The following is a 15792-nucleotide window of genomic DNA, read 5'->3' as shown; positions in this document are numbered from 1 at the left end:
ACCGCCATGGCTATGGCGGTCCGGCCCGCGCGCTCGGCTAGGCGGTGGTGTTGGCGACCCAGAGCCATCCGTCATCGCCGAGGCCCTGGTTGTAGAAGGCGATGTTGCGCCCGTTCCCGAGCGGGTTGCGGCCACAGACATAGATGTCGTAGGTCTGGCCGGACTGGAGCGGCCTGTCGAGCGTGTGCTGGGCGTAGTACGCGTGCTGCGCGCCCACCCCCAAGAGCGACAGGTTCGAGCTGCCGTCGGCGAGAATCCTCGCGTCGGAGCCGTCGCTAGCCTTCTGGAGTTTCCATTGCACCTGGTGGGGGTAGTAGTAGGGCGCGTTGCCGATGTTTTTCAGTTCGATCCACAGATAGAACTGTGTTTGCCCGGCCACCGTCTGCGATTGCGGGGTTTGCGCGGAGAGGACAGTCAGCTTGTAGCCGAGGTCCCTTTGCTGCCATATCCGCGCGGCCGCGTCGGCCGCGCTATTCGACATGAGCCAGGACGGATGGAGCACACCGATGCTCTGCGACCAAAGGTCCATCCTCGGCGAGACGGTCGGATCGATTTCTCCGCCGTTCATCTGGTTGTCGTACTTTCCCGTTTGGTTCGTGGCGTTGAGGTTGCTCTGCATGCCCCACCCCGACGACGTGGCGTCGGTGGTGTCGACGGTGAACTGGTCGTCGAAGAATCCCACCGGATAGGTGACATTCATGCTGTTGGGATAGCGCACCAATGTCTTGGTCTTCTTGAACGAGTCCGAGTACGCCTGCAAGACTGCCTGATAGCTGGCTTGCCCGTGGTCGACGTCGAATCTGGGGTCGCCGATATGGGCCTCCCCCCACTCACCGAGAAGCCCCTGTTCGACCGCCGCGATTTTCTCGTTCCCGTCGTATCTGCGGCCGAATTCCGTGATGAAAGCGACCAGGTCACCTCGGACATTGTCGTAGCTCGTAAAACTGCTCCGATCGAAGTTCGACCAAAACCAGGGAGCTCCGCTCGCCTGGCCGGGGTAGTCGATGTAAAAACGCACGACGGCTTGACGGCCTCTGCTTGCCGTGTCATTGAGCTTCGTGTCGAGCGCGCCCCAATTCCATCCGCTGGAGTCTTGCTGGGTCACCACCTCGTTGAGCGGGACATACTGGATCTCCATGCTGCCGTACACGTCGACCCCGGGATACGGGACCCAGCCCCGATAGGGGTTCCTGTCGAACGCGTGGACATTGTTGTCCGGGTTCGCCCCGGGAGGGAAGACTTCGTTATATCCAGCTGGAGCAGCCATGTTCTCTTTCCTTCATCAGTGTGTTTCTTGGTTCCGCACAATGGGCTTGTGCGACACCGGCAGTCGTGCCGGCAGTCTTTGGGGCCGGACGGCGCGAGCGTCCGGTTCGGGAGGCGTCCACAGCGGGAGGCCGGGCAGCAAGACGCGGTCGAGGTCGACCGAGGCGCCCTCGATGGTGGCGCCGACACGGTCCTGGTACAGATGCGCGCGGGGCTCGATGTTGCCGCCCGACCAAGCGGTGGTCTGCCAGCCCCAGGCAGCTGTGCCGTTGTCGAAGGCGCGGGCGAGGGGCCAGTAGCCGGCGTAGAGGCCGACCCTCCCCCGCCCGAGGACCACGGCGGCGGCGGTCAAGTAGGCGTCGACAGGCCGTTGGTCCTGCGGGGCGGCGTCGAAGTCTGCGGCGAAGAACACCGGGAGGCTCTCCGGCGCGTCGAGGTCTGCGGCGAGGGCCAGCGCCTGCGCGGCGTCGGATCGGCCTGCCGCCGCGCCGCCGCGCATCCGCGCTGCGGTGGACTCCCAGACCAAGCCGATGGCGACGCCATGCTCGAACAAGTCGTCGCGCTCGTCCGCCGTGAGGTTCTTCGGATTGGGCGGAGGGCTCAGGTACCGCATCGCGAAGGACATTCCCGCGACGGAAAGAGCAGCCCCGCCGGGCCTGGAGAAGCTGTAATCGACGCCTCTAGCTCCTATCCCGAGCATATGCCGCACTCCTTTTCGCGACGAGTTTTTCGACATAGCCGAATAAGCGTCCATAATTGTTGCGAATTCCATCGATAGTTACTTTTCGTTCACCAGCATTCGATTCGAGCAGCGCTATCGGAATGATTATCTTCGCCATTGACACGACCCATTCCGCGACATCAGAAATACTTGAATTGCCAAAGAGCGGCATGACCGCAGGCGACACGTCCACCTGGATGGCGAACACTCAATCGCCACGATGGCGCAAAGGACCGCGCTGACGGGACGCCAATGCGGCATAGAACTTGACTACATAAAATATACGCAGGTCAAGCCATACAACAAGATGTCCGACAAGCGTCAGGCGGATCATGGCCACAAGGGCCGAGCGCGGGCGAGTCGCAAGTTTTTGGGCGCGCCAAAGGGAGCATTCACCCCTCCTGGAGTAGAATGTGAGGCTTAACACTGGACTTTTGAGGCTGTTTTAGCGCTCGGAATCCATACTAGATACATTGAGTCTCTAGCGCAAGGGAAATGGCGGAAATCTCAGAAATATGAAAGTCTCGGAGCTCTCGCGGCTCACAGAAATCCCAGTCAGCCGCATAAAGTTCTACATTCGCCAGGGCGTGCTGTCGCCAGGCGACCACATGGGCGGGCGTCTCGCCGACTACACCGACCAGCACGTCAACCAGCTCTTCATGATCAAAGCGCTCATCGAGCTCTCCCGCGCGCCTGTCGCGCAGATCCGCGCGATCACAGAGACCATGGCCCCCCGTCCGGACGCGACGCCCGAGAGGGCGCTCCAGGAGCTCACCGCGATCGAGCATCCCTCCCACGCCGCGCCAGACCAAGAGGAGCATTTCTGCGACCACGCCCTCTCGGCCATGGGGTTCGACCCGGATTCGGTGCGATCAGACTCGCCCGTGCGGCTCTGGTTCGCCCGCAACGCCTACTACCTCTCCGCGCTCGGGATCGACACCGAGGACTGGATCGAGCGCTACGCGCCCCATATCCGCGCCATCTCCGCAATGGAAGTGGGCCTGATGCCCGACGACGACCAAGCGGTCCAGCTCCGATACACCGTCATGGGGACCATCTTCACCGAGCATCTCATCGAAGCGATGCGCCGCCTCGCGCACACCGCGATCCTCAATTCGTAGCTTCGCGGCCGGACGCGGAGCCGAAGCCGGACCACGGCGTGGATCCTGCTGGCGGCAGCGGGCTTCGCGCCCCGCTGAGGAGAGATTCGGGAAAGCCCCTTGGCGCGCGACGGATGTCGTCGTCGACGAACTCCGCCCAGCACATGAAGGCCCAGCACATGAAGCACTTCCATCCCGACCGGCCGCGAAGCGGAGAGCTCGAATTGTCGAGAGAACTCGCATTCGATGCTCTGACAAAATGCAGGCATACGCAGCTCTACGAGAGAATTATGACCAATGGCGCATCATTCCTCCCCCCATGCGCGACTGGGAGTAGAGTCTTTCTCCATGAGCGATGACACCCCAGCGGGCAGCAACTCGGCAGGGATCTCGTGGCGCAAGTGGCTTGTCGGGGGTCTCGCGTTGGCAGCGCTCCTCGCGCTCACGTACGCGATCCTTACCGCGTTCATTCCGCGATGGTGGGCCCAGCAAATCGCAGTGATGTCCGGGCACGGAAGTTTTACGAAGGGGATCGGATCGGGACTGACGCTGGGGCTGCTAGGCACTTTGCTGCCGCTGCTGTTGTTGCTGATGGCGGTCCTGCTGTGGAATTGGCGAGCAGGCAAGTTCATCGGCGGCGCCGTTCTCGTGCTCGCCGTGATTTTCGCCATTCCCAACCTTATGACGCTCTCAATCGTGTTAGGCACAAGTGGCGCCGCTCATGCCGGCCAACGGGTCCTCGATGTCGACGCGCCCGGCTTCCGGGGCGCTAGCGCCATCGGAGCGGCCATTGGCGCGGCCATAGCGCTCCTGGTTGGATTCGTAGCAGTCCGCAAACAGTACCGCGCTCAACGCTAGATCACCCGGCGCGGAGAGGAAGAGCAGGCGCCACAGACCAGCTCACGCCTCATCGGAGCAGGCATGCCGCTGGTGGCGAAATCGAGTTCGCCCTGCGGTTGAGCACACGCTTGGGCCAATGGCGCACTTCGTTGCCGACATCACGAAAATCGCCTCGAACGGCACTGCCAGGGACAACCTCCGCCACGGGTTTCGTCCCATGAACAGCATCGACACGGTGAACAACGCCGCGCGGACCCCACACGGAGGGCGTCATCCGGCGAACGCTGTGATCCGATCGCCCAGACGCAGCTGGGAATCGTCAGCTCGACGCCGGATTTTTCGGGTTTGCGCCCCATCGGCCTTGCGCAGCCGCTGAAAAGCACACGACCACCGCTCTCCGTGTGACGAGGCTGGTCCCAGCACGGAGGCGCCGGGGCGTGCTCTGTGTCACTTCGCTCTCGGCGCTATAGTGAAGGCCGCCGTGACAACGCGGATTTCTTGGAGAGACAACACAGGAGTCCCTCGGAAAACCGACCGAAACCGATACCGGAGGGCAATCATGACCGCCTCGCAGTCAACGATCATCTACACGCTGACCGACGAGGCGCCGCTGCTTGCGACCCACGCCTTCCTCCCGATCGTGCGCGCCTTCGCGGGAGAGGCAGGCGTCGAGATCAAGACCAGCGACATCTCCCTGGCGGCACGCATCCTCGCCGAGTTCCCCGACTACCTGGCCGAGGCGCAGCACGCGCCGGACGACCTGGCCGAGCTGGGCAGGCTGACACAGTTGCCCGGCACCAACATCATCAAGCTGCCGAACATCAGCGCCTCGGTGCCCCAGCTCCTGGCCGCGATCAAGGAGCTGCAGGGCAAGGGCTACGCGATCCCGGACTACCCGGGCGACCCGAAGACGGACGAGGAGAGGGCCCTCAAGGCGCGCTACGGCAAATGTCTGGGCAGCGCGGTGAACCCGGTGCTGCGCGAGGGCAACTCGGACCGCCGCGCGCCCAAGGCGGTCAAGGAGTACGCGCGCAAGCACCCGCACAGCATGGGCGCGTGGTCGCAGGCTTCGCGCACCCACGTGGCGACCATGAAGCACGGCGACTTCTACCACGGCGAGAAGTCGCTCACGCTGGACCGCGCGCGCGACGTCCGGATGGAGCTGGCGACCAGCAGCGGCAAGACAATCGTGCTCAAGCCCGAGGTGAAGCTGGACGAGGGCGACGTCATCGACAGCATGTTCATGAGCAAGAAAGCCCTGTGCGACTTCTACGAAGAGCAGATGGAGGACGCGTACAAGACCGGCGTGATGTTCTCGCTGCACGTCAAGGCGACGATGATGAAGGTCTCGCACCCCATCGTGTTCGGGCACGCGGTGCGGATCTTCTACAAGGACGCGTTCGCCAAGCACCAGCAGCTGTTCGACGAGCTCGGCGTCAATGTCAACAACGGGCTCTCCGACCTCTACAGCAAGATCGAGTCGCTGCCCGCTTCGCTGCATGAAGAGATCGTCAACGACCTGCACGCGTGCCACGAGCACCGGCCGGAGCTCGCCATGGTGGACTCGGCCAGGGGGATCTCGAACTTCCACTCCCCCAGCGACGTGATCGTGGACGCCTCGATGCCCGCGATGATCCGCGCGGGCGGCAAGATGTACGGGGCCGACGGGCGGACCAAGGACACCAAGGCCGTGAACCCCGAGTCCACGTTCTCGCGCATCTACCAGGAAGTCATCAACTTCTGCAAGACGCACGGCCAGTTCGACCCGACGACCATGGGGACTGTCCCCAACGTCGGCCTGATGGCGCAGCAGGCGGAGGAGTACGGCTCCCACGACAAGACCTTCGAGATCCCCGAGGACGGCGTCGCCAACATCGTGGACATCGCCACTGGCGAAGTGCTGCTGGCGCAGAGCGTGGAGGCCGAGGACATCTGGCGCATGCCCGTGGTCAAGGACGCCCCGATCCGAGATTGGGTCAAGCTGGCCGTGACCCGGGCGCGCAACTCGGGCATGCCCGTGGTGTTCTGGCTGGACCAGGAGCGTCCGCACGAGAACGAGCTGCGCAAGAAGGTCAACACATATCTGAAGGACCACGACACCGAGGGCCTCGACATCTCGATCATGTCGCAGGAGCGGGCCATGCGGCACACGATCGAGCGCGCGATGCGCGGGCAGGACACCATTGCCGCGACCGGCAACATCCTGCGCGACTACCTCACCGACCTGTTCCCGATCCTGGAGCTGGGCACCAGCGCCAAGATGCTGTCCATCGTGCCGTTGATGGCGGGCGGCGGGCTGTACGAGACGGGCGCGGGCGGCTCGGCGCCCAAACATGTCAGCCAGCTGGTCGAGGAGAACCATTTGCGGTGGGACTCGCTCGGCGAGTTCCTCGCGCTGGGCGCCAGCTTGGAGGACCTTGGCGCGAAGACCGGCAACAAGCGGGCTGCGGTCCTGGCGACGGCGCTGGACGCGGCGACCGGCACGCTGCTGGACAACAACAAGAACCCGTCGCGCAAGACCGGCGAGCTCGACAACCGGGGAAGCCAGTTCTACCTCGCCCTGTACTGGGCGCAGGAGCTCGCGGCGCAGACCGAGGACCAGGAGCTGCGGGAGCGGTTCGCCCCGCTCGCCAACGCGCTGGCCGAGAGCGAGGGCGCGATCGTGCAGGAGCTCGCCGAGGTGCAGGGCAAGCCGGTGGACATCGGCGGGTACTACGCGGCGGACAGCGACACGCTCGCGTCGGTGATGCGGCCGAGCAAGACGTTCAACGCGATCTTGGCCGCCGCCCTGAGCTGACCTTCGCCCGCGCGAAGGCGCGGCCCGTCAGCCCTGCTTGCTTCTTCGTTCGCAGTCCCACCGCGCTTTGGCCTCGTCCTCCGCGACGCGGTCGGCGGGGGTGGCCGCCGATATCTCCAACAGGTCCGCGACGGTCGTCGCGTTGTTCGGGGCGGCGGCGGTCATCATCGCGTCGTGCGCGAAATGCGGGACGCCCCAGGGCGGGACGACGAACAGCGTGTGCCGCGTGCCGTGCCCCCCTTCCAGGCATATGGTGTCCGACGGCTGGTAGTAGGACTTGTCCAGCAGCACGCGTTTCCCGTCGATCAGGGCTTGCGCCGGAGCCACCGCCCATTCCCGAGCGCGGTAGACCACTCGATAGATGTGGCCAAGGCGGACCCCGAGCACTCGGAGGAGTTCGGGCAGCTCTTCGGCCAAGTCCCGAGAGCGGGGCCACCAAGCCCCGTCCACATGCCCGGTCGGCTCGGCCATCGGCTTCAACCGCAGACGCAATGTGACGCCGTGGCGCGGCATGGGCTCGAAACCCGCCGCCGATGGATTTGACACTCGTAATTGTCGCGACACGATGGACGCTCCTGACCGGCCCGCGCGAGCGGGCCTCTCGGCCTCCGCGACGACACCTAAAAGAGGCTGTCCGAATCAGCGGGGGCAACACCCACTGTACGCCCGCAACAGGCCGCGCGCCCCTGACCGCCCGACCTGCGGCTCAACGGCCAGAAGCTCGGCGCAAGCGTGGTCACTCGCCCAAGTCGCCGCCGCCGTCGCCAGCCCACGAGCTCTGCCTTTGGACCATGTCCGAGCCGCGCGCGCCGTCGGGGGCGAGGATGTCCGAGAGCCTGCCGGGGGCGTCGGTGTTGTGACGGTTCGCCGCGCTCGCCATGATGGAATGCGCGTCGTCGGGATGGAGGTCGTGCGGGATCACGAGCAGCAGGAGCTGCTTTTGGTTCAGGCCGACCACGCGCACCGCGTTGGACGGCCGACGGGAGGACCCGGTCGTCTTGACGGCCCTCTGCTGCGAAGTGACATACCCCGGAGCGGTCGACCACCCGCCATGGTCGTACATCACCAGGTTGATGGGGCCCAGCTGCCCCGAGAGCTCCGGGAGCAGCCGCGGCAGCTCGGCGTGCAAGTCCCGGCTGCGCGGCCACCACGAGCCGTCGACAGGGCCCGACTTGTGGCCCTCCGGCTTGAGCCGCAGGCGCAATGCCCGCCGCTCATTCCTCGATGTCCGCTTCAGCGGGCCCTCCTGCCTCGGCCATGGCACAGCCGGGTACACGCCAACGACGGAGCAGCCAGCACGGCTAAGCGCGATATCCGATGACATGGCCAGCCTACCCCGGCCTGCCTGCTCCCGCTCCCGCCTGCGAGTCGACGCCGTGATCATCCTGTCGGCAGGCTCCGCGCGGGCGGCTCGTTCGCTCCTGCAGGCTATGGCGGCGGCGAAAGACGAGGAAAGCCGGGCGCGTGACGGGCCGAGAGCGTGTAGGCTGCGACAGAGACCTGAACTTCGGTGTCGAAATTCCAAGAGATCGGACACCGGTATGGCGTGCTCAATTCCGCAACACGGCCCGAGAACCTCTCCGCCCTTTCTCCGCCCGTCCGCGAACTAGCGTGGCGTATCCGCGGCGAGCGCCGCTGGAGATCACGGTGGGATGCACCTTCGTGTTCCAATCCCCGCAGCCGGTTTCTGCCGTGCTCCAAGTCGCCCCGAGAGAACACGACCAGCATGTGCGTGCCGAGCGCTGGGAGACCAACTCCCCCCATCACGGCTACACCGACCTCTATGGCAACCGCTGCGAGCGTTTCATGTTCGCCGCAGGCATGTCGCGCGTCGTCTACGAAGCCGAGGTCTCGCTCGCCGCTCCGGCGGACGTCGTCGTGCCCGGAACGCCAGAGACCCCTATCGGCGATCTGCCCGACGAACACATCGCGTTCTTGATGCCCAGCCGCTTCTGCCTGCCCGACATGCTCGGAACCGAGGCGTGGGAGCGATTCGGCGGCGTGCTGCCGGGTTGGGAACGGGTGCAGGCGATTGTCGACTTCGTCCACCAGCGGCTCGACTGGGTCGGCGGATCCTCGAACCAATGGACCACTGCGCTCGACTCCTACCACGCCGGTCGCGGGGTCTGCCGGGACTACGCGCATTTGGCCATCACCTTCTGCCGCGCGCTGAACATCCCCGCGCGCTACGTGTTCGGCTACATCCCCGACGACGTCCCGGCCCCTGCCGAGCCGAATGACTTCGCGGCCTGGTTCGAGGTCTACTTGGACGGGCAATGGCACACTTTCGACGCCCGCAACAACCGGCCCCTGGTCGGCCGGGTTGTCGTTGGACGGGGCCGCGACGCGATCGACGTGGCGCTGATCACCGCATTCGGCCCGCTGACGCTGACAGAGTTCGAGGTACGGGCGGGGTGAGCGCCCCGCCTTCCGAGTCCCAGCGGTCCTCCTCAAGCGCGCGGGCTCGCTCCGCCTGCCCGGTCGTCCGGTCCGCCAACAACTCTGCCGCTGTTGTCGTGTTGCGCGGTGTCGCTGCTGTCATCATCGCGCGGTGCGCGGCAGCAAAGTCCATCCCTGGCGGAATGACCGCCAAAGTCAGCCTGTGCCTGTTCACTCCGATGATGTCGACGGTGTCTGGCGGCTGGTGGCGATACCAATCCAGATGCACCCGGCAGTCTCCTGCCAGCATGTGCCGAGGAGCCGGTACCCATTCTGAGACCCCGTAGACCACTCGGTTGATCGGGCCCAACCGCACGCTGAGCACTCGGAGCAGCCCGGCCAGCTCCTCTGCCAAGTCTCGTGAGCGAGGCCACCAGGCTCCGTCGACATACCCAGTCGGCTCGGCCTTCGGCTTCAACCGCAGACGCAAAACGGGCCCGCACGGCGATGTGGAAACAACTTGCTGCGGCATCATCATGATGCTCCCGCCCAGGCCCGCGAAAAAGAGCCCGATAGCTTCACCCGACAACGATGCGCCGAAGGCTGGTCGCACACGAGATGCTGTCGGTGCCACTATTCTACTCCTGCGATGGGCAACGCGGCAGGGAGACGGCCGCCCGCGTGCCCGCAGGCCGCTCCGCAGCCGCGCGCGTCATACTTGACCCCATGACGAACAGCCCGGACGAGATCAAGGAGCTGCTGACTCCGCCATCTCAGCGCGATGTGAAAGAGATGCGGCTCAAGATCGCCGAGATGGAGCCCGGCGGGCTGGTCGGCGTGACTTTCAAAAAACCTGTGTTCGGGGTCTACGCCGTGTGGGGCCCCGTCGCACGGGCTTCCCACGGCGACCTCGTGCTCAGCGCGTACTCGATCGAGGCGAAAGGGAAGCCAGGCGACGATGTGCTCCGCATAGACGTGTCGAGCAAGTTCGCCGCAGCAGAAGGGCCCGCCGAGACTGCTTCGAGCCTTGAGCACGGCACTGTCGTGCGCGCCACCTTCCACGACGCCGGGGGCGATTTCACCGTCGTCGGGCATGCGGTCGTTGCGACCTCCGCGCCGATGGTCGGCGTGGGCCGCTGGGTCCTCGCGCACAAAGGGCAGCCGGGGGCGCGGCTGCGCAAGCTCGACGTGCTCGCCGCACCGGGCGAGCTCAAGCTGGTGTGCCCGCAATCCTTGTCGTCGTGGCTCGACACCGAGATGGACGGCGCGGCGTAAGCAGCGGTCGGCGCCTTCGCCCCGGCGCTCCCCCCGAAGCCTCTTCCCCCGAAGGACCGGCGCGGGCCCGTCTGGCATGTAGACTGCCGGTACCAATGCCCTGCGACCTAGAAGGAGTCTTCGTGACCAGTCGCCGCGCCCAGGCTCTTGTTCCTGCGCTCATGCTTCTCGCCGTCCCCCTCGCCCCGCCCGCGACGGCGGACACGGCCGCGGACTGCGCGCTGCTGACGCAAGCGTCCGGAGAGTACTCCAAGCTCGCAGGCAGCCTTGTCGGCCTGCACAAGACCGCCGAAGCCCAGCAGGAGGACGCCGCCGCGCTGACCGCGACCCAGCGCAAGGTCGTGGAACTGGCCCGCACGATTGGCGACAAACTGCACGACCTGCACGTCCAGCTGAAGAATCCCGTCCTCACCTACGCCTTCAAGGCGGACGCGGAATCCTTCTACGAATACGCCAACACGCTTGAGGGCGCTATCAACAACGGCGACATCTCCGGCGGCAACATCCACGTCACGACCTCGTACACCCGCAATGTGGACGCCGTCGGAGCCGCGAACGACGCCTATCACGCGCAGTGCAACAAATAGCGCAGTGCAACAAATAGCGCCGGGCGCACAGCAGCCCAGGCGCAATCCCGGCGCGGTCCGACAACCCGCCACGCCATAGCAGCAGGCTCCCGGAGCGCTCCCAGGCATACCCAGCGTGGCGGCGGCGGGCCATCCGAGGCCGCCTTTCGTGGCGGCGGGCGTTCACAGCCGGCTCTTCGAAAGGGCGAGGCCGCCGTTGCGGTCTTTGCCGCCGTTGCGGTTTTGATGGAAGCGCGCCCCCCCAAAAAAAGCACGGAACCCTGCTTAAGACAAGGCTCTCCGCCGCCGGGAATCGGGAGCAGCTCGACCTTCTCAAAACCCGCCAATGGAGCGCGAAAACCATCTCCACCTGCAACGGGAGACATACAATAACGCAATTATATCCCGGTGACAATCTCTTTGAAAAGTCTAAGACAAACCCTTTTTCCAACCGCTCCCCTTGTGGCGCCCGGTCGGCGTCCATACAGTCGGCGGCATGCGCGATTTTGCATGTCAGAAATGTGGACAACGATTGGTCTTCGAGAATTCGGTCTGTCTGAACTGCGACAGCGCGGTCGGCTACAGCCTCTCCGACCGCGACATTCTCGTCATCGACCCGGCTCGGCACCAGCCCTGCGCCAACCTGAACGTCGCCTCATGCAACTGGCTGGTCGCGGTCGGCGGGACGGACCCGTTATGCGAGTCGTGCTCGCTCACCCGCACCCGGCCCAACGACGACGACGCCGAGTTCCTCCCCCTGTTCGCGGAGGCGGAGACGGCAAAGCGGCGGCTGGTCGCAGAGCTGAACGAGCTCGGCCTGCCCGTCGTCGGCAAAGAGCAGGAGCCCGAGACCGGCCTCGCATTCGACCTCCTCTCCAGCGCCAACCAGAATGTGGTGATCGGACACGCGGACGGGGTGATCACGCTCGACCTCGCGGAGGGCGACGACTCGCACCGCGAGCAGATGCGCACCCAGCTCGCCGAGCCGTACCGGACCCTGCTCGGGCACTTCCGGCACGAGAGCGGGCACTACTACTACACCGTCCTCGTCCAAGACGACGAGACCAAGGGGCAATTCGTCGACCTCTTCGGCGACCCGGACGCCGACTACCAGGCGGCGCTCGACCGCCACTACAACGAGGGCGCGCCCGTGGGCTGGGAGGACGAGTTCGTCTCCTCCTACGCGACGATGCACGCCGCCGAGGACTGGGCCGAGACCTTCGCGCACTACCTGCACATCCGCGACACCCTCGACACCGCCGCCGCGTTCGGATTCGCCCCGGCCGGGGTGAGCATCGACAAGCCCAAGCCAGGACGGGTCGGCTTCGACCAGCTCGTCGACGAGTGGCTCCCGCTCGCCTGGTCCCTCAACATGGTCAACCGCTCCATGGGGCATCAGGACCTCTACCCGTTCGTGCTCCCCCCGAAGGTCCTCGACAAACTGGCCTTCGCCCACGAGCTCATCGCCAAGCGGCAACTCGCCGACGACTGAGAAGGAAGACATATGACCCACGCCGCCCCAGCCCCGAAAAGCGTGGCCGCCCGATTGGGCGGACTCCTCAAAAGCGCCGCGTTCGGCTGGATCCTCAGAGCTTTCCCCCTCCTCGGCCTCGCGTGGTCGGTGTGGCGGGCCTGGAGCCGCTACCGGGACCGCGCAAGCGCCGAACAAGCGGGATGACGACGCCGAAGACAACCAGCACGAACCTCCAAAGAAAGGCCGCCTCCGCTATGGCCAGAACCTCTTCGAACCTCGCCAGCATGGCTGTGGGCGCCGCGCTCGTCGCCGCCGCGGTCTCCGGATGCGACAAAGGCGGGCCCACATCCGCCGTGTCGATGGTGACCTATGAAGTCGCCGCGCAGGGCGAGGGCAAGGCCCGAGTCTCCTACCTGAAGAAAGTCCCGCCGCAGAACGCCTCGGCGAGCGCCGCTTCGGCGAGCGACTATGTCGCCGTCGAAGTCGTCTCCCTGCCCTGGAAGAAACAGGTCGCCCTCGACGGCGGCAGCGACAACGCCTTCCTCACCGCCGCATTCGACCCCTCGTCCATCGAGATCGGCGCGGACGGGGTGAAACTGCCGGGGTTGGGCTCGGTCCAATACGAATGCACTATCACCGCGCTCGGCAAGCAGGTCGACCACAAAGCGGGCACGGGCACGCTCACCTGCCAGGGCCCCGAGGCCAAAAACCGGGTCCAAGACCTCCACTGACGCGCTCGGCCCTCCACCCCCGAGCCACAGCCTCTCGCCTTGAGAAGAAAGCGATGAAGAAATGAAACTGTCCGCCAAACTGGAAAAAGCGTTCAACGACCAGATCACCCTCGAATTCGAGGCCTCCTTGGTCTATCGGCAGCTCGCGATCGAGGTCGAGCTGCTCGACCTGCCCGGCATGGCCGCGTGGCTGCGCCACCAAGCCGACGAGGAGATCGCCCACGCCAACAAATTCATCGACCACCTGCTCGACCGCGACAACCGCCCCGTCATTGGCGACGTGCCCGCCTTCAAAAGCACCGCGAAGACCGTGCTCGAATGCTTCCAGGCCGCGCTCGAGCACGAACAGCGCGTCTCCGAGGCCATTCGCGGCCTCTACCGGCAGACCGAGCAGGCAGGCGACTTGGACTCGCGCCCGCTGTTGAACTGGTTCCTCTCCGAGCAGCTCGAGGAAGAATCGACCGTCAACGAGATCGTCGGGCGCATCGACCTCACCAACGGCGACGGGCCCGGACTGCTCCGGCTCGACGCCGAGCTCGCCGGGCGACCCCTGCGGACCACGGAGAACGCGTAGCCCGGCGGCCCCGCCCGCCCGAGAACGCCCAAGCTCGCGCCGAAGAGATACCATCGTAGGATGACCAAGTTTTTCACGAGAAGCGCCGCCCTTCTGGCCGGAGCCGCCGCGGGGTTGCCCCTCGTGGCCGCCCCGGCGGCTTCCGCCGAGCCACAAGTCCACCGAGTCGTCTTCCGCGTCTTCGGCCCGCAGCTCGCGAGCCTGGTTTTCGGCCCTGGGCCGGGGAGCCTCGCCCTTGTGTCGTACAAGGGGGCCAGCGTGGACGTGGACGCGAAACTCGTCCCGTTGCCCTGGAACATCGCATTCCAGAGCAAGGCAGGCGACGCGGAGCTCGTCCGCAAGCTCAGGCTCTCTGTGACCCGCCCCGAGTCCGAGCAAGACGTCCACGGCGTGTACGCCTGCGAGATCTCGGTGGACGGCGAAGTGCGCGCGAGGTCGGAGAGCGATCTCGAAGACGGCGGCCTGCAATGCGTGATCGACGGCTCCGACGACAGCTAGGTCACGCCTGGCTTAGTCCACGCACGGGATACCGCCGCTCTCGACAGGCTTGCCGTGGTCCGGCTTCTCCGGGCTCTGATCGGCCGAGGCAGGCCGAGTCGTGCCGTCGCCATCGGACGGGGCGGCGGCCGAGGCCGTGGGCTTCCCCGTCTGCGCAGCCGTGGTCGGGGCGGCCCGCCGCCCGCCGAAGGCTTGCTGGACTTCCGCCGCGACCTTCTTCGCGTCGATGATGTTCACGGACTGCTCGTTGACCATGTCGAAACGCTCCACCGGCAAAGTGCGGAATTCGACCTCGCCCCCGGTGCTCCGCTGGATCTGCTGGATGAAGCCGACCACGTCCCACTTCGGGGAGAGGACGACGTCTTTCTGCACCGCCGACACCAGCGACTGCAGCTCGCCCAAGTTCGAAAGCGTGCCGGAAGAGGCCAGCTTGTGCTCCACCGCCGCGAGGAACGCCTGCTGGCGGTGGGTCCGGTCCAAGTCGCCGTTGTCGAGCCCGTGGCGCTGGCGCACGAACGACAACGCCTGGGACGCGTCGAGCGTCTGGCGCCCCGCCGGGAAGTTCGCGCCGGAGTAGTCGTCGTACACCGCGTGGTTCAAACACACCTCGATCCCCCCGAGCGCCTTCGCCACGTCGTAGAAGCCGACCAGGTTGACCTCCGCGTACTGGTCGATCGGAACCCCGAGCAGATCGCGCACTGTCTGCAGGGTCTCCTGCCTACCCGCTTCCCTGCCCCGGCGCTCCAATGTCTTGCGGTCCGCGACGCCTTTCCCGGCCAGCTCGTTCTCGACCTCGAACTTCTTGAGCCCGTACGCCTCTTTGATCTTGATCTTGCGGTAGCCCTTGATCCCCCGCACGGACACGTAGTCGTCGCGCGGGATCGAGAACGCGACCGCCTTGCCGCCGCCCGTCGGGATGTGGATCAAGATCAGCGTGTTCGTGTTGTAGCCGCCCTCTTGGCCGTCGCCCGCGTGCAGCTTCGCGAGGGTCGAGGCGGGCAGGTCCTTCCCGTCTTGGTCTTTGCGCGAGTCGAGGCCGATGAGCAGGACATTGACCGACCCGTCTGAAGACTTCGGCCCGAGGATGTCTCCGCCCGTCTCGAACCTGGGAAGGAATTCGAAGCCCAGCCCGGTGATCCCGAGGGCCAACACGGAGGCCAGCGCGGCTGCGGCCCGCAGCCCGAGCCTCGGGGAAGCCGCCCGCGCCAGACGCGCCGCCTTCGCACGAGACGAGTCTGCGGCCCAGTGCCTCCCGGCCATCCTCCGCAGCTCGCTCATGGGCGACATGATACGGCGCAGGACTGAGGAAACCCTAAGTTCTAGGCCGCGACATCGAGTTTCTTAAGACTTTTGTGACACGACTTCATGCCCCGCAAGCTGTCGACGGCCCGGCCCCGGGGTCAGCCGATGCTGAAGGGGGGTCCCCAGATGGTCACCCACGCCATGGTCTTCGAGTTCTTCACACGCACCCGGCTGAACGGGCGGGCCTGGGCGTACCCCGCGCAGTCGTCGATCTTGAACGTCACATCCGTGTACGTGATCCCGCCATGGTTGCCCGCGAACGCGAAATA

Annotated in this window: 18 protein-coding genes; 11 read left to right on the top strand and 7 right to left on the bottom strand. The window is 65.7% G+C overall.

Annotated features, from left to right (window positions below; genetic code table 11):
• Positions 1-37: 37 nt before the first annotated feature.
• Both ACRC20_RS05985 and ACRC20_RS05980 read right to left on the bottom strand, forming a co-directional pair.
• The gene (locus ACRC20_RS05985; protein ID WP_438685438.1) at positions 38-1267 is read right to left on the bottom strand and encodes a hypothetical protein; all 1230 of its coding nucleotides are present in this window, start codon (positions 1265-1267) and stop codon (positions 38-40) included.
• Positions 1268-1282: 15 nt separating this feature from the next.
• The gene (locus ACRC20_RS05980; RefSeq protein ID WP_438685437.1) at positions 1283-1966 is read right to left on the bottom strand and encodes a glycoside hydrolase domain-containing protein; all 684 of its coding nucleotides are present in this window, start codon (positions 1964-1966) and stop codon (positions 1283-1285) included.
• Between the two features lie 536 nt (positions 1967-2502).
• Here ACRC20_RS05980 and ACRC20_RS05975 point away from each other — a divergent pair.
• The 3 genes from ACRC20_RS05975 (at position 2503) to ACRC20_RS05965 (ending at position 6724) form a co-directional block, all read left to right on the top strand.
• The gene (locus ACRC20_RS05975; RefSeq protein WP_438685436.1) at positions 2503-3108 is read left to right on the top strand and encodes a MerR family transcriptional regulator; all 606 of its coding nucleotides are present in this window, start codon (positions 2503-2505) and stop codon (positions 3106-3108) included.
• A gap of 327 nt (positions 3109-3435) precedes the next feature.
• Positions 3436-3945: a permease gene (locus ACRC20_RS05970; protein ID WP_438685435.1), complete on the top strand. Its 510-nt coding sequence runs from the start codon at positions 3436-3438 to the stop codon at positions 3943-3945.
• Between the two features lie 541 nt (positions 3946-4486).
• Complete coding sequence (locus tag ACRC20_RS05965) at positions 4487-6724, top strand: NADP-dependent isocitrate dehydrogenase (protein WP_438685434.1); 2238 nt, start codon at positions 4487-4489, stop codon at positions 6722-6724.
• A gap of 27 nt (positions 6725-6751) precedes the next feature.
• Here ACRC20_RS05965 and ACRC20_RS05960 read toward each other — a convergent pair whose 3' ends face one another.
• Positions 6752-7270, bottom strand: coding sequence for a DUF5994 family protein (locus ACRC20_RS05960; RefSeq protein ID WP_438685433.1), 519 nt, complete (start codon positions 7268-7270; stop codon positions 6752-6754).
• 190 nt (positions 7271-7460) lie between these two features.
• The gene (locus ACRC20_RS05955; RefSeq protein ID WP_438685432.1) at positions 7461-7928 is read right to left on the bottom strand and encodes a DUF5994 family protein; all 468 of its coding nucleotides are present in this window, start codon (positions 7926-7928) and stop codon (positions 7461-7463) included.
• Between the two features lie 407 nt (positions 7929-8335).
• Between ACRC20_RS05955 and ACRC20_RS05950 the strand changes: the two genes are divergently transcribed.
• Positions 8336-9142, top strand: coding sequence for a transglutaminase-like domain-containing protein (locus ACRC20_RS05950; RefSeq protein WP_438685431.1), 807 nt, complete (start codon positions 8336-8338; stop codon positions 9140-9142).
• Here the strand turns inward: ACRC20_RS05950 and ACRC20_RS05945 are convergent.
• Complete coding sequence (locus ACRC20_RS05945) at positions 9090-9635, bottom strand: DUF5994 family protein (protein ID WP_438685430.1); 546 nt, start codon at positions 9633-9635, stop codon at positions 9090-9092. The two genes, ACRC20_RS05950 and ACRC20_RS05945, sit on opposite strands and share 53 nt — an antisense overlap.
• A gap of 194 nt (positions 9636-9829) precedes the next feature.
• On the opposite strand from ACRC20_RS05945, the gene ACRC20_RS05940 reads away from it, so the two are divergent.
• The 7 genes from ACRC20_RS05940 to ACRC20_RS05910 all read left to right on the top strand — a co-directional run bounded on the left by ACRC20_RS05940 (position 9830) and on the right by ACRC20_RS05910 (position 14221).
• The gene (locus ACRC20_RS05940) at positions 9830-10378 is read left to right on the top strand and encodes a hypothetical protein (protein ID WP_438685429.1); all 549 of its coding nucleotides are present in this window, start codon (positions 9830-9832) and stop codon (positions 10376-10378) included.
• A gap of 122 nt (positions 10379-10500) precedes the next feature.
• Positions 10501-10965, top strand: coding sequence for a hypothetical protein (locus tag ACRC20_RS05935; RefSeq protein ID WP_438685428.1), 465 nt, complete (start codon positions 10501-10503; stop codon positions 10963-10965).
• Positions 10966-11440: 475 nt separating this feature from the next.
• Positions 11441-12436: a zinc-binding metallopeptidase family protein gene (locus ACRC20_RS05930; RefSeq protein ID WP_438685427.1), complete on the top strand. Its 996-nt coding sequence runs from the start codon at positions 11441-11443 to the stop codon at positions 12434-12436.
• 12 nt (positions 12437-12448) lie between these two features.
• Positions 12449-12622, top strand: coding sequence for a hypothetical protein (locus ACRC20_RS05925; protein ID WP_438685426.1), 174 nt, complete (start codon positions 12449-12451; stop codon positions 12620-12622).
• A gap of 50 nt (positions 12623-12672) precedes the next feature.
• Complete coding sequence (locus ACRC20_RS05920) at positions 12673-13149, top strand: hypothetical protein (RefSeq protein WP_438685425.1); 477 nt, start codon at positions 12673-12675, stop codon at positions 13147-13149.
• A 61-nt stretch (positions 13150-13210) separates the two neighbouring features.
• The gene (locus ACRC20_RS05915) at positions 13211-13723 is read left to right on the top strand and encodes a ferritin (protein WP_438685424.1); all 513 of its coding nucleotides are present in this window, start codon (positions 13211-13213) and stop codon (positions 13721-13723) included.
• Positions 13724-13783: 60 nt separating this feature from the next.
• The gene (locus tag ACRC20_RS05910; RefSeq protein ID WP_438685423.1) at positions 13784-14221 is read left to right on the top strand and encodes a hypothetical protein; all 438 of its coding nucleotides are present in this window, start codon (positions 13784-13786) and stop codon (positions 14219-14221) included.
• A gap of 12 nt (positions 14222-14233) precedes the next feature.
• Here ACRC20_RS05910 and ACRC20_RS05905 read toward each other — a convergent pair whose 3' ends face one another.
• Together ACRC20_RS05905 and ACRC20_RS05900 are read right to left on the bottom strand one after the other, a co-directional pair.
• Positions 14234-15499 (bottom strand): LCP family protein, encoded by a 1266-nt coding sequence (locus ACRC20_RS05905; RefSeq protein ID WP_438685422.1) that lies wholly within the window; start codon positions 15497-15499, stop codon positions 14234-14236.
• A gap of 122 nt (positions 15500-15621) precedes the next feature.
• The coding region (locus tag ACRC20_RS05900; protein ID WP_438685439.1) for an MspA family porin at positions 15622-15792 on the bottom strand (171 nt) is incomplete at its 5' end.

This window comes from Segniliparus sp., assembly GCF_051660745.1.
Lineage (GTDB): Bacteria > Actinomycetota > Actinomycetes > Mycobacteriales > Mycobacteriaceae > Segniliparus.
The sequence above is the reverse complement of the archived record's forward strand: the minus strand, read 5'-3'. Positions and strand labels throughout refer to the sequence as shown.